The sequence below is a fragment of the Streptomyces sp. NPDC001156 genome (assembly GCF_053598275.1).
This window is the reverse complement of sequence record NZ_JBSFJX010000017.1, coordinates 26,338-38,216: the sequence shown is the minus strand read 5'-3', so window position 1 is coordinate 38,216 and position 11,879 is coordinate 26,338. Positions and strand designations below refer to the sequence as shown.

Genomic DNA, 11,879 nt, shown 5'->3' with positions numbered 1-11,879 from the left:
CCCGCATGTCTGACGAACAGCGGGCGGCACAGATCGTCGAAGGGGTTCTCAAAGACGCCGAGCTGGAGTGGGAGAGTCCGAAGTCGGGTTCGTACGTCGTGAAGCTCCCCGGGACGCGCAAGCTGTCGACCACCCTCTCGCTGATCGTCGGCAGGCACTCCCTCTCGCTCAACGCCTTCGTGATCAGGCATCCCGACGAGAACGAGCCGGCCGTGCACCGCTGGCTGCTGGAGCGCAACCTCAAGCTGTACGGCGTCGCCTACGCCGTCGACCCGCTCGGCGACATCTATCTGACTGGCAGGCTGCCGCTGGCCGCGGTCACGGCGGACGAGGTGGACCGGCTGCTCGGCTCCGTCCTGGAGGCGGCCGACGGCAGCTTCAACACCCTGCTCGAGCTCGGTTTCGCGTCCGCGATCCGCAAGGAGTACGCGTGGCGGGTGTCCCGCGGTGAGTCGACCCGCAACTTGGAAGCGTTCAGTCACCTGACCGAGCGATCCGAGAGCTGACCTCCCGGTCCGTACCAATCAATCGCTGCAGGACTCTGTTCCCGCCTATGGCCTGCGTGGCATGCTCACCACCAACGTATCTCTGAACGTTGTTCACATCCATGGATATGTACGTCTCTGAGAGTCCTTGACGTCCTTGGAAGGCGGTTCGGGCATGGGCATGGGTCACGCGGACATCAGCAGAAGGGGCCTGCTCGGCAGCGCCATCGCCGTGGCGGCCGTCGCCGTGACCGGCACGCCGGCGGCGGCCGTCGCACCTGCCCGACCGAGGGGCGAGGTTCCCGCCCTGTGGCGGGAGTTCGTCCGCACGCCGTTGACCCACCCGCAGATTCCGTACGTGGGCCGGGCCGGCTACCGCGCCGGGGCGACGCGTCTGCCCCGCCGTCCCGTGGTGGCCGACGTGACCGTCTACGGCGCCGTGGCGGACGGCACGACGGACTGCGCGCCCGCGATCAACCGTGCCATCGCCGCCGCCGGACGGGCCGGTGGTGGCACGGTCATCATCCCGCCCGGCACCTACCGCATCGACGGCCTGATCCGCATCGGGTACGACGACGTCGTCCTGCGGGGCGCGGGCAGCGACCGTACGACGCTGTCTGCCACCAAGAACCTCACCGAGCTCATCGGCGTCTACGGCTCCCGGTACGGCGGCGACAAGTCCTCCTGGTCCTGGGCGGGAGGACTCATCTGGCTGGCGCCGACGGCCCGTTGGGATTCCCTGATCGCGGCCGTCCAGGCCAAGGCGTGGCCTTTCGAGGGCTGGACGGGCAATAAGCGCGACGAGTGGGAGACGCTGACCGCGGTGTCCCCGGCCAAGCAGGGCTCCTGGTCGGTGACGGTCGCCGAGGCCCGGCGGCTGAGGCCGGGTCAACTCGTCCTTCTGCGCCTGGCGGACGACGCCGGCCACACCCTCCTGGAGCACATGTCCGGCGGTGGCCCCGGCCCCGAGGCGTACTACTGGGACGACAAGACGAAGCTGACGTCGTACGTGCCTTATGAGTGGCCCGTGCGCATCGCGCGCGTGGCCGGCCGGAAGGTCACGTTCGAGCGACCCCTTCCGCTGGACGTGCGTCCGGAGTGGGACCCGCGTCTGACCACGCACATGGGGCCCCTCACCGGTGCGGGCGTGGAGGGGCTGACCCTTCAGGCGGTCGAGACCCCGCAGTCCCCGCACCTGCTGGACAAGGGCTGCAACGGCGTCGTGTTCCAGTGCACGTACGACTGCTGGGCGGACGACGTCGTCGTACGGCATGTCGACAACGGCTTCGGCCTGGTCGCCGCCTCCTCGTGCACCCTGCGGCGCACCCGCGTGGCCGGCCGGGGCTCGCACCACCCGTACTTCTGCCGGGAGGGCTCGCACGACAACCTGATCGAGGACTTCACCATCGAGCAGCGCACCGTCCCGGCTCCGCCGAACACCCAGCTCCACGGCATCAATGTGGAGGGCCTGTCCTCCTACAACGTCTGGTCGCGCGGCGAGATGCAGATGGGCACCTTCGACTCGCACCGGGGGCTGCCGTTCGCGAACGTCCGCACGGACATCACGGTGAACAACAACGGCCGCCACGGTGGGGACGCCTCCGCCGGCCCCCTCTTCGGTGCCCGCTTCACCCACTGGAACGTCCGTGTGACCAACGGCCGGGCGGGTCTGATGAAGATCGACCGACTGGCGCCCTACTCCGCCACCGTCGGTCTGAACGAGGTCACGGAGTTCGACCAGATCGACGTGCCCGACTTCACCGGCGATCTGCACTCCCGCCTGGAGCTGTACGGCACGACGGACGTCGTACGGCCGCGGAACCTGTACGAGGCCCAGCGGGAGCTGTAGCCCGTCGCTTGTGCCGGTCATTTGTCCGGCGGGCAGAAACGGCTGATCAGAAGGGCCAGCCGGCGGTCGTGCTGCTCGCGGCGCAGCCGACCGCTGCGCATCAGCGTGAGCAGGCCGTGCAGAGCGGCCCACACGGTCTCGGTGAGCTCCCCCGGGTCCTCGTCGGTGGCGAGCGGGGTGACGGCCAGGCGCAGTTCGCCGAAGGCGGCGTGCAGCGGGGCGGGTGCCTCGGGGGTCGCGAACGGCAGATCCACGGTGAGCGTGAACATCACGTCGTACAGTGCCGGGCGCCGCTCGCAGAAGCCGGCGTAGGCCCGGCACCGCGCCGAGCGCGTCGCGCGGTGAGGGCGCCGAGGTGCGTGCCGCGTACAGCTCGCCGGCCAGTTCCTCGAAGCCCTGCACGGCGACGGCGGCCATGATTGCCTCCTTGCCCTTGAAGTGGCTGTAGAGGACGGGCTGGCTGTACTCGATCCTGGCGGCGAGCCGCCGTGTGGTCACCGCGTCCCAGCCCTCGGCCCCGCGAGTTCCCTTGCGGCCGTGACGATGAGCTGCTCGCGCTCCGTTCGTTCGCGCTCGCGGCGTGTCTGGATCGACATGTTTGGGATCCTATCACCGCTAGTCTTCCTGTCGACGCTCTGCTAGCTTGGCTCCAACACCTAGCAGCGCTAGCGAGGAGACCGACGTGCTCACCACCACCGCCTACGGCCTTGCCCTTCTGCTCGACCTGTTCGTTCTCGTGATCGGCGCCCGCTTCCTGCTCCAGCCCCGGGCGGCCGCCACCGGCTACGGCGTCCCCGCCAAGCCCGCCGGCGACGCCGCGTACCTGGAGATCAAGGGCCTGCGCGACGCCGCCACCGGCATACTGGGCCTCGCTCTGCTGGCGTTCGCCGGAGTGCGCGCCGAGGCTTGGTTCATGGTGGCCGCCGCGCTGGTGCCGCTCGGCGACACGCTGATCGTGCTGCGCCACGGCGGTACGCGTGCAGCCGCCTTCGGCATCCACTTCGCCACGGCGGTCGTCGTGCTCGCGGCCGCAGCGCTGCTCTTCCTCGTCTGACCCGCCGAAGCGCCTACCGAGGAGTTCTGAAATGTCGCTGTTCGTACCGCACTTCGACTCGTCCGTGATCGTCCGCTCCGCCGACGCCGAGGTCGTCGGCCGTGCCCCCACGACCGTGCGGCTGCTGGCCGACAGCAGCGCGACCGGCGGTGCGCTCTCCACGCAACGCGTCACCCTCAACGGGGGCGCGGACGGGGCGCGGCCCCACTACCACGCCGGCTCAGCCGAGATGTTCTACATGCTCGACGGCACGGCCCAACTGCTGTCCGGCGACCGGATCGTCACGGCGGAGCAGGGCGACCTGGCCGTCGTGCCGCCGGGCATGCCGCACGCCTTCGCCGCCGCCCCGGGACAGGACGCCGACATCCTGATCGTCATCACCCCGGGCATCGAACGCTTCGAGTACTTCCGCCACTTGGCGCGCGTCGGCCTCGGGAAGGTACCGCCCGAGACGCTGCTGGAGGTGCAGGAGCTGTACGACAACCATTTCCTGACGAGCGAGGTGTGGGACGGGCGTTAGCCCGGACCCGGTCCGGGGACACCCCAGGACGGGGTGCCCCCGTCAGGCCGCTCCGGCCTCCGCCTCGGCCACCGTCATCGCCGGGCCCGTCGCGGCCCCCTCGGCAGGGAGGCGGTGCATCAATGCCCCGTACCCGGCCGCCGCGCCCGTGCCGACCACCGCGCACAGACCCCACAGCCATGCCGCGCCGAGCCGGTCGATGACGAAGCCGGACATCACCGGGGCGACCAGGCCGGCCACCGACCAGGACATGGTGTACATGCCCTGGTAGCGGCCGCGTCCGTGCACCGGGGAGAGACGGACGACGAGACCGGTCTGGGTCGGCGCGTTCACGATCTCGGCAAGCGTCCACACGCAGACCGTGAGCGCGAAGATCCCGACCGAGCCGGCGAAGGCCGTCAGCCCGAAGCCGTATCCCGCGAGCAGGGACGAGAACACCAGCAGCCGGCGCGGGTCGCGCTTCTGGATGACACGCGTGACGGGGATCTGCAGTGCGACGATCAGTATGCCGTTGACAGCGATCGCCATGCCGTAGTCAGCTGGTGTGAACCCAGCCTTGCCCATCGCCACGGGCAGGCCCACGGACCCCTGCTGGAAGACCAGCGCGACGAGGAAGGACAGGCCGACCACGCTCATGTAGCGGCCGTCGCGCAGCACGGTGCCCAGTCCCACCTCCTCGACTGCCTCCTTGCCGATCCGGGTGGGCCGTGACTCCGGCAGCTTGGCGAACACCACGATCGCGCAGATCATCGTCATCCCCGCCTCGATCAGGAACCCCGCCAGGTAGCTGAACTCGGCGATGAAGCCCGCCGCCGCCGAGGAGATGGCGAAACCGAGGTTGATGGCCCAGTAGTTGAGGGAGAAGGCGCGGACCCGGTCCTCGGGCCGGACGATGTCGGCCATCATCGCCTGCACGGCGGGCCGGGAGGCGTTGCTCGCCATTCCGACCAGGAAGGCGACGACGGCGATCGCGACCGGATCACGCATGAAGCCGAGCACGGCGACGGAAACGGCCGTCGACGACTGGGCGACGAGAAGGGTCGGCCGGCGCCCCAGCCGGTCGGTCATCACGCCCGAGCCGATGGAGGAGATGACTCCGCCCAGTCCGTACAGAGAGGCGACGAGGCCGGCGTACGACGCGGAGTAGCCGCGGCCCAGTGTCAGGTAGAGCGCCATGAAGGTGGCGACGAAGGCACCCAGTCGGTTGACGAGTGTGCTGGTCCACAGCCACCAGAACTCACGGGGGAGCCCCGAGACGGTCTCGCGGGCGGCACGTCTGAGGGCGGCGAGTGGCATGGCGGGTCCCCACGTATGTAAGCGGCTCGGGCGGCAAGCACAACTTACGATCGAGCGGTCGGGGCCGGCCACTCAATTAACAGAAGCCGTCAACCGGTGGGCGTCCGAGGGGGTGGCGGTCCGCCAGGCGGGCGCGGGCGCGAGTGCGCGGAGGCTTCGATTACGCTCGGAGCCATGGCCGACGCACCGTACAAGCTGATCCTCCTCCGCCACGGCGAGAGCGAGTGGAACGCCAAGAACCTGTTCACCGGCTGGGTGGACGTCAACCTGAACGAGAAGGGCGAGAAGGAGGCGGTCCGCGGCGGTGAGCTGCTCAAGGACGCCGGCCTGCTGCCCGACGTGGTCCACACCTCCGTCCAGAAGCGCGCGATCCGGACCGCGCAGCTCGCGCTGGAGGCGGCCGACCGGCACTGGATCCCGGTTCACCGCTCCTGGCGCCTGAACGAGCGGCACTACGGTGCCCTGCAGGGCAAGGACAAGGCGCAGACCCTCGAGGAGTTCGGCGAGGAGCAGTTCATGCTGTGGCGCCGCTCCTACGACGTCCCGCCGCCGCCGCTCGACGACGACTCGGAGTTCTCCCAGGCGAACGACCCGCGCTACGCGCTCCTGCCGCCGGAGCTGCGCCCGCGGACGGAGTGCCTGAAGGACGTCGTCTTCCGCATGCTGCCGTACTGGTACGACGGCATCGTCCCGGACCTCGCCTCGGGCCGCACGGTCCTGATCGCGGCCCACGGCAACAGCCTGCGCGCCCTCGTCAAGCACCTCGACGGCATCTCGGACGCGGACATCGCCGGCCTGAACATCCCGACGGGCATCCCGCTCTTCTACGAACTCGACGCCGACTTCAAGCCGGTCACCCCGGGCGGCCGGTACCTCGACCCGGAGGCAGCCGCGGCGGCCATCGAGGCGGTCAAGAACCAGGGCAAGAAGAAGTAGTCTTTGTGATCACGCCCCCGACCTGCGCTTATGGCGCGGATCGGGGGCGTTTTCACGGCCTGGCCCACTCTGGGCCCTCAGGGCCCCGGATCTTGCGGCTGGAGCGCTTGGGGGCGAGCCTTCCGGGCACGGGCCCGCTACTGAGGCGTGTGTACAAGAACGGCTCCCGTCAGCCTCACCCAGAACGGTCGGCCGACAGACCGCGCGTGCCGACGACTCCAGGCGCGGCGCGGAGATGGTTCATCGAGCAACTCGGATGAGTGGTCGATGAAAACGGGGAAGGGGGCTGATTGATGCCCATGCCGCAGGGGTGGGAGTGGCTTGATGATCTACCGGATGAGTGGGAGGCGCCCCCTGACCTGCAAAGTCCTACCCCGTACCCCGAGGTCAATTTGGAAATCCAGCTACTCTCATGCGAGTTTCTTGGGTTCGAGGTGCGCGCTGCGATCGGGCGCTTCGTTGCGGAAGAGGCGTTTTACGGCCTGCGGTTTGTGGACAACGTTGAGACCGCTGGTTGGGGGATGAAGAAATCTGCGCTGCTCCGGGAGGTTCCGATGGAACAGACCCCGGATCGTTTACGAGGCTTGGAAGGCACTCGATGCCGTCGGCGAACTCGATGCCCCTAATGATGTGCTGCCCGAGCGGAGGATAACGGCGATCACAGCTCTGAGGGCCGCGCTCCAGGAGACTGCGGAGCGGTTCGTACGTATTCGAGCGGAGAATTCCCCGACCAGCTGGATCGGGACCCACTGATCATGCCCCCGACCTGCACCTATAGCGCGGGTCGGGGCTTTTCGTGCGGTGTGCCCTGTCTGGGCCCTCAGTGCTGTGGATCTTGGGGTCGGAGCGCGCGGCCGAGAGCCTTCCGGGCACGGTCCCGGCTGCTGGGCATGAGGTGCGCGTACACCTTCAGGGTCAGGCCCGGGTCGGAGTGCCCGAGGTACTCGCTGACGCCTTTGATGCTCTCCCCGGCGTCCAGCAGAACGGACGCGTAGAAGTGCCTGAGGGCGTGCATGCCGTGTTCTCGGGCGGCGGCATGCACGCGGCTCTTGGCCTTCGGGATGACGCCGACCTTCGCAAGAGCGGGCTTCCAGTGGTCCTCATTCAGCGACGTACGCCAGACGTGCCCACCGTTGGGCCAGCAAGCTGTGCGGTGTCCAGTTGTGCCTCAACGACGTCTGGACTTCGCAGTGTTCCGAACCGGCGCAGGGCACTCACGGCGTCTATCTCTCCATCGGGACCAGGAACCGGGACGTGCAGGAGGAGTGGCTCGCAGCCACTGGCCTGGCACTCGGCGAACCCCTGCTCGGCTGGTAGGCCGCCCGACAGCCAGGCAGCCCACACCACACGGGAACCGCCGCAGCGGAGCGAGGGAGTATGCCCGCGACCGGTGTGTGAGCAGCGCAGTTTTGCGTGATCTCCGTGCCCCTGCCGTGCCCGGTCCGGCGGGACGCAGCGGGGACTCACGGGCAACAGCGGTGCCGATCGCGCTCCGGCCCAGGTCAGGGAGTTGCCAGGTCAGCCGTCATCCGCATCCGGCGTCTTCCAAACTAGCGACGGCCCCGGGTAGGGATCCCGGGGCCGTCTCTGGGCCGTAGTAGAGCACTCAACGATGACCAGCGTTGACAACCATCGACAGTTCACCAGCAGGTAACAGCTCTGATCGAGTAGGCAGGCGCAAGTTAGAGGACCGCCGCGTCACTTCTCTCAGTTCAGTACAACTGCGGTGTCTCGTGCGGTGCGGGTTGCCGGAAGCCGTTGTGGGGTGGCGGCTGCGGAGGGCCGTCGTAGGGTGCCGGCTGCTGGAGGGCGTCGTACGGTGCAGGCTGGGGATAGCCCTCGTGCGGTGCAGGCTGCGTAAAACCGGGCTCCTGCGGAGAGTGGCCATTGCGGGACGCCTCAGCGCCGATCGGGGCCTGCAGGCTGCCGTACCGTTCCATGCGCTGCCAGCGCAGGCGTGACCCCGTCACGGCGGTGAAGACGGACTGGATCACCACCAGGTACATCAGTTGCCGGTAGACGAATTGCTGTAGTGGCAGGCTCCACAGCGGTCCCGGGCGTTCTTTGTCCAGGTGGAACGCGTACAGGCCCATCAGGAGTTGCAGGAGCAGGAAGGCGAGCCACAGCCCGATGATCCGGACCGGGTCGAGGAAGACCAGCCCGTACACGGCGAAGATGTCCACGACGGGTGCGAGTAGCGGCAGCAGTACCTGGAAGAGCAGCAGATAGACCAGGCCTCTGCGACCCAGTTTTCCGGCGGCGCCGCGCTGCAGCAGAGCGCCGCGGTGCTTCCACATTGCCTGCAGGGTGCCGTAGCACCAGCGGTATCGCTGCCGCCACAGGGCGTTGAGCGACGCGGGCGCTTCGGTCCAGGCTCTCGCGCCTTCCTCGTACACCACGCGCCAGCCGGCGCGGCACAGCGCCATGGTCAGGTCGGTGTCCTCGGCGAGGGTGACGTCGCTGACGCCGCCGAGGTCCAGGAGCGCCCGGCGGCGGAAGGCGCCGACCGCTCCGGGGACGGTCGGCATGCATTCGGCGAGGTCGAACAGGCGGCGGTCGAGGTTGAACCCGACCACGTACTCGATGTGTTGCCAGCGGCCCAGCAGGCCACCGCGGTTGACGACCTTGGCGTTGCCCGAGACGGCGCCCACGCGGGGGTCGGCGAAGGGCTGCACGATCGTGCGGACGGTGTCCGGTTCGAAGACCGTGTCGCCGTCGACCATGACCACCAGGTCCCAGGTGGCGGCGGCGAGGCCGGTGTTGAGTGCGGCGGGCTTGCCCGCGTTTTGCTGGCGGATCACCCGCACCGGCAGGTGGAGCGATTCCACCAGGTCGGCGGTTCCGTCGGTGGAACCGTCGTCCACCACGATGATCTCGACCGGATGGTTGGAGGCGAGCAAGGAGCGTACGGCTGCCTCGATCCCGGCGCTCTCGTTGTACGCGGGGACGATGACAGTGACCGGCTCGGTGACCGGCGGACCCCAGGAGCGGCTCCGTCCGGTCCTCAGGCGCCGGTGCCGCCGGGCGGCGATCAGCACGACCATCGCGCGCAGCACGCTGATCGCTCCGGCGGCGTACATCAGCAGGCCCAGCAGCCACACGGCCCAGTCGCCGCCCTGCAGCATCTTGATAAGGGCCAGGCCCTGCAGATGGTCGCCGAGCCCGGCGGGCTGGACAGGTGCGGCCATGCCGACCGCGTCGGAGACCGTCGCGAACCTGAAGCCCTGTGCCTTGAGCCGTGGGATCAGGGACTGCAGTGCGGCGACGGTCTGGGACCGGTCACCGCCGGCGTCGTGCATCAGCACGATCTGCCCGGCGTGGCCGTGGGGTGTCGCATTCGCGAGGATGCGCTCCACACCGGGACGCTGCCAGTCCTCGGCGTCCTGGGTGGTGAGCACGGTGACGTAGCCTGCCGCGTCGGCCTGCTTGAGGACAGACCAGTCGGCGTCGTCCAGCGCGTCGTTCTCGGAGGAGTACGGCGGCCTGAGCAGTGCGGTGGTGACCCCCGCGGCACCGGCCACTGCCAGCTGACTCTCGCGCAGCTCCAGGGAACGCTGCCAGGGGGCGAGGTGGGCCAGGTCGGGATGGGTGAAGGTGTGGATGCCGATCTGGTGGCCGTCGGCGACGATCCGGCGGACCAGCTCCGGATGGGCGACAACCTGGGTCCCGACGACGAAGAAGGTCGCGTGCACATGATTGCGGCGCAGCACGTCCAGGATCCGTGGCGTCCAGACGGGGTCCGGGCCGTCGTCGAAGGTCAGCGCGATGGTGCGGGCCTTCACCCGGGCGGTGTGCGCAGAGGTGGCGGCGTTCGCGATCACCGGGCCACCGTGGACCACCTGGCTGGGCACTGTGTCGGTCCGGCCACGGGCGCCGGTCACGCTGTCCGAGGTGATACCGAACATGTGGTGGGTGTAGCCCTGCAACAGCAGAGCCATGGACAGGGTCACCGCGAACACACTCAGCAGCAGCCAATGGGCGCGAGGCGTGATCTGGCGGGCGAGTCTGCGCCGACGAGGAGCGCCGGGGCGTCTGCGATTGGTCATGGCAGAGGGCCTTGGATCACTTCACGGGATTGTGGGACGAGCCGACCGCGCGGCCCTTGGAGTGAGAACTGGAAGTGGCGGTGGGGGTTGCGGTCGGGGGCGAGGTCGGGGACGCGATACCGGTGGGTGCCGCGGTGGGAACGGGCGCGGCCTCAGAGGTGGCGGAGTCTGTCGACCCGTCAGCGGAGCCGGAGGCCTTCTGCGTCCGCGTGGGGCTGGAGTTCGTCCGCGCCTCGGAAAGGCCGCCTCCCTTCCCTGCGGCGTGGCCTGTGCCGGGAGAGGCGTCGGGTGCGGTCGCCGAGGGCGTGGTCGGGTGCGGGGAGTCCGGTTGCGGGACGAACGGGGCGTTGAGGGTGGGACCGCCCAGCAGAGTACTGATCAACAGGGCCACGTAGCCGCCGGCCGGGAGCACCAGCAGTTGGGCGGCGCGCAGCACGCGACGCCGGCGTCGCCCCGAGGCATCGACGAAGACGGGCCCCACCGACTCGGTCTTCGGCGTTCCCGGTCCTGGTGCCGGAGGGCCGGGCGGGTCGAGTTCTGGAGGCGAAACGGTGAGGACGTCGCCGTGAGGAGCGTCTCCCGACGTCGTGGCGGGCCCCGGTCCGGCGGCGTGGGGATCCGTCGCGACGACATAGAGATGCGGCCAGGCGGCGTAGGGGTCCGTCCCCGCCGCATGGGCATGGCCCGTCGGGTGCGTCCCCTGCGCGACTTGTTCCGGAGCCCAGGGCAGCGTGGCCGTGTCGGTGGGGGCACTCCCACCGTGCTCGTAGCCGTAGGCATACGCGTACCCGGCGCCGCCGTACGGATCCTCACCGTACGCTCTGCCGCTTTCGTCCGTCCGCTGCACGAGTCGTGCTCCTTGTCCTGGCCGACCGACACAGTCGCCCGCATAGACAGAGCGAACTCGGCCGGAAGTGTTACACCTGGGCCTCGCAGGACAGAACGAATCAACCGAAAGGGACAGGTCGGTCAACGGCGAAACCGACAGGATGACAGCATGGGGCTCGCCGTTCGCTTCCCCGGACACGGCTCGCGGCGACTGCTGTGCCGCGATGCGACGGCGAACGCGCCCGGACCCTGGAATCAGGGGCCCCGGTGAGTCCGTGATCCGCCTGCCCCCGGTCGGTTCGATGCGGATGTGGGCGGCTGGACCCCCGCGCAGTGGGCGGGGACCCGGCCGCCCGGTCCCTCTCCATGCCGCCCCCGGGGGGAGTCAAGAGCAGCATGGGGAGTGGTCTGGGAAGAATGCGGTGTCGACGCCGATGGCAGTCGTCCGTGATCCGTTCGGCACCGACTCGGCACTCACACAGCGCACGGCCGGCGGGAAGCGTCACCGGCCGGAAAGGTCTCGGGTCGCGCACCGGATCAACGGGGCGATGAGCTCTCGGCCCTTCGGGGGCAGGGCGGTGCGGCGCTAGTGGTTCCGTCGAGTACGTGAAGGACGCCTGATGCGTTGTGCCACTTCGGTGACGGTTGACGCTGGTCCTCATGTGGCCGTCGGTGCGATCGGAGCATGTGGGACGGCGCGGACTGGGAATGGATCCGGTGCGAACGAGGACAGCCTTGGACCAGGCACGGCAACCCCGGCGCATGCAGGCGAGCGACGGGGATTTGGGCGCGGCGGTCGCGCGGGCCCAGGACGCCCGTCGTACAGCCGAAGGCATGTCCAAAATAGGACAGCCTGCGCTGCCTC

8 protein-coding genes and 2 pseudogenes are annotated in these 11,879 nt (G+C 69.2%); 5 read left to right on the top strand and 5 right to left on the bottom strand.

What is annotated here, in order from left to right:
• The first annotated feature begins 5 nt into the window (after positions 1 to 5).
• Positions 6 to 506, top strand: a complete 501-nt coding sequence (locus ACWDA7_RS11860) for a YbjN domain-containing protein (protein WP_450603973.1) — start codon at positions 6 to 8, stop codon at positions 504 to 506.
• 160 nt (positions 507 to 666) lie between these two features.
• On the top strand, positions 667 to 2,334 hold the full coding sequence (locus tag ACWDA7_RS11855) for a glycosyl hydrolase family 28-related protein (protein WP_450604031.1): 1,668 nt from the start codon (positions 667 to 669) through the stop codon (positions 2,332 to 2,334).
• A gap of 17 nt (positions 2,335 to 2,351) precedes the next feature.
• On the opposite strand, the pseudogene ACWDA7_RS11850 reads toward ACWDA7_RS11855, so the two are convergent.
• Positions 2,352 to 2,930, bottom strand: a pseudogene (locus ACWDA7_RS11850) (TetR/AcrR family transcriptional regulator).
• A gap of 86 nt (positions 2,931 to 3,016) precedes the next feature.
• On the opposite strand from ACWDA7_RS11850, the gene ACWDA7_RS11845 reads away from it, so the two are divergent.
• A complete protein-coding gene (locus ACWDA7_RS11845) occupies positions 3,017 to 3,388 on the top strand; it encodes a DUF4267 domain-containing protein (RefSeq protein WP_450603971.1) in 372 nt (123 codons plus the stop codon).
• Positions 3,389 to 3,419: 31 nt separating this feature from the next.
• Positions 3,420 to 3,908, top strand: coding sequence for a cupin domain-containing protein (locus ACWDA7_RS11840; RefSeq protein ID WP_450603969.1), 489 nt, complete (start codon positions 3,420 to 3,422; stop codon positions 3,906 to 3,908).
• 42 nt (positions 3,909 to 3,950) lie between these two features.
• Here ACWDA7_RS11840 and ACWDA7_RS11835 read toward each other — a convergent pair whose 3' ends face one another.
• The gene (locus tag ACWDA7_RS11835; RefSeq protein ID WP_450603968.1) at positions 3,951 to 5,204 is read right to left on the bottom strand and encodes an MDR family MFS transporter; all 1,254 of its coding nucleotides are present in this window, start codon (positions 5,202 to 5,204) and stop codon (positions 3,951 to 3,953) included.
• Between the two features lie 174 nt (positions 5,205 to 5,378).
• Between ACWDA7_RS11835 and ACWDA7_RS11830 the strand changes: the two genes are divergently transcribed.
• A complete protein-coding gene (locus ACWDA7_RS11830; protein ID WP_450603967.1) occupies positions 5,379 to 6,140 on the top strand; it encodes a phosphoglyceromutase in 762 nt (253 codons plus the stop codon).
• Positions 6,141 to 6,960: 820 nt separating this feature from the next.
• Here ACWDA7_RS11830 and ACWDA7_RS11825 read toward each other — a convergent pair.
• The 3 genes and pseudogenes from ACWDA7_RS11825 to ACWDA7_RS11815 all read right to left on the bottom strand — a co-directional run.
• Positions 6,961 to 7,278: pseudogene (locus ACWDA7_RS11825) on the bottom strand (tyrosine-type recombinase/integrase); the annotation flags it as partial.
• A 574-nt stretch (positions 7,279 to 7,852) separates the two neighbouring features.
• Positions 7,853 to 10,186: a bifunctional polysaccharide deacetylase/glycosyltransferase family 2 protein gene (locus ACWDA7_RS11820; RefSeq protein ID WP_450603966.1), complete on the bottom strand. Its 2,334-nt coding sequence runs from the start codon at positions 10,184 to 10,186 to the stop codon at positions 7,853 to 7,855.
• Between the two features lie 16 nt (positions 10,187 to 10,202).
• Entirely contained in the window at positions 10,203 to 11,033 is an 831-nt protein-coding gene (locus tag ACWDA7_RS11815; protein WP_450603965.1) for a hypothetical protein, read from the bottom strand.
• Between the last annotated feature and the right edge of the window lie 846 nt (positions 11,034 to 11,879).

Excerpts from the sequence above, each read along its gene's own strand:
- ACWDA7_RS11835 (WP_450603968.1), bottom strand. The coding sequence starts at position 5,204 with ATGCCACTCGCCGCCCTCAGACGTGCCGCCCGCGAGACCGTCTCGGGG.
- ACWDA7_RS11860 (WP_450603973.1), top strand. The coding sequence starts at position 6 with ATGTCTGACGAACAGCGGGCGGCACAGATCGTCGAAGGGGTTCTCAAA.
- ACWDA7_RS11855 (WP_450604031.1), top strand. The coding sequence starts at position 667 with ATGGGTCACGCGGACATCAGCAGAAGGGGCCTGCTCGGCAGCGCCATC.
- ACWDA7_RS11820 (WP_450603966.1), bottom strand. The coding sequence starts at position 10,186 with ATGACCAATCGCAGACGCCCCGGCGCTCCTCGTCGGCGCAGACTCGCC.
- ACWDA7_RS11840 (WP_450603969.1), top strand. The coding sequence starts at position 3,420 with ATGTCGCTGTTCGTACCGCACTTCGACTCGTCCGTGATCGTCCGCTCC.
- ACWDA7_RS11830 (WP_450603967.1), top strand. The coding sequence starts at position 5,379 with ATGGCCGACGCACCGTACAAGCTGATCCTCCTCCGCCACGGCGAGAGC.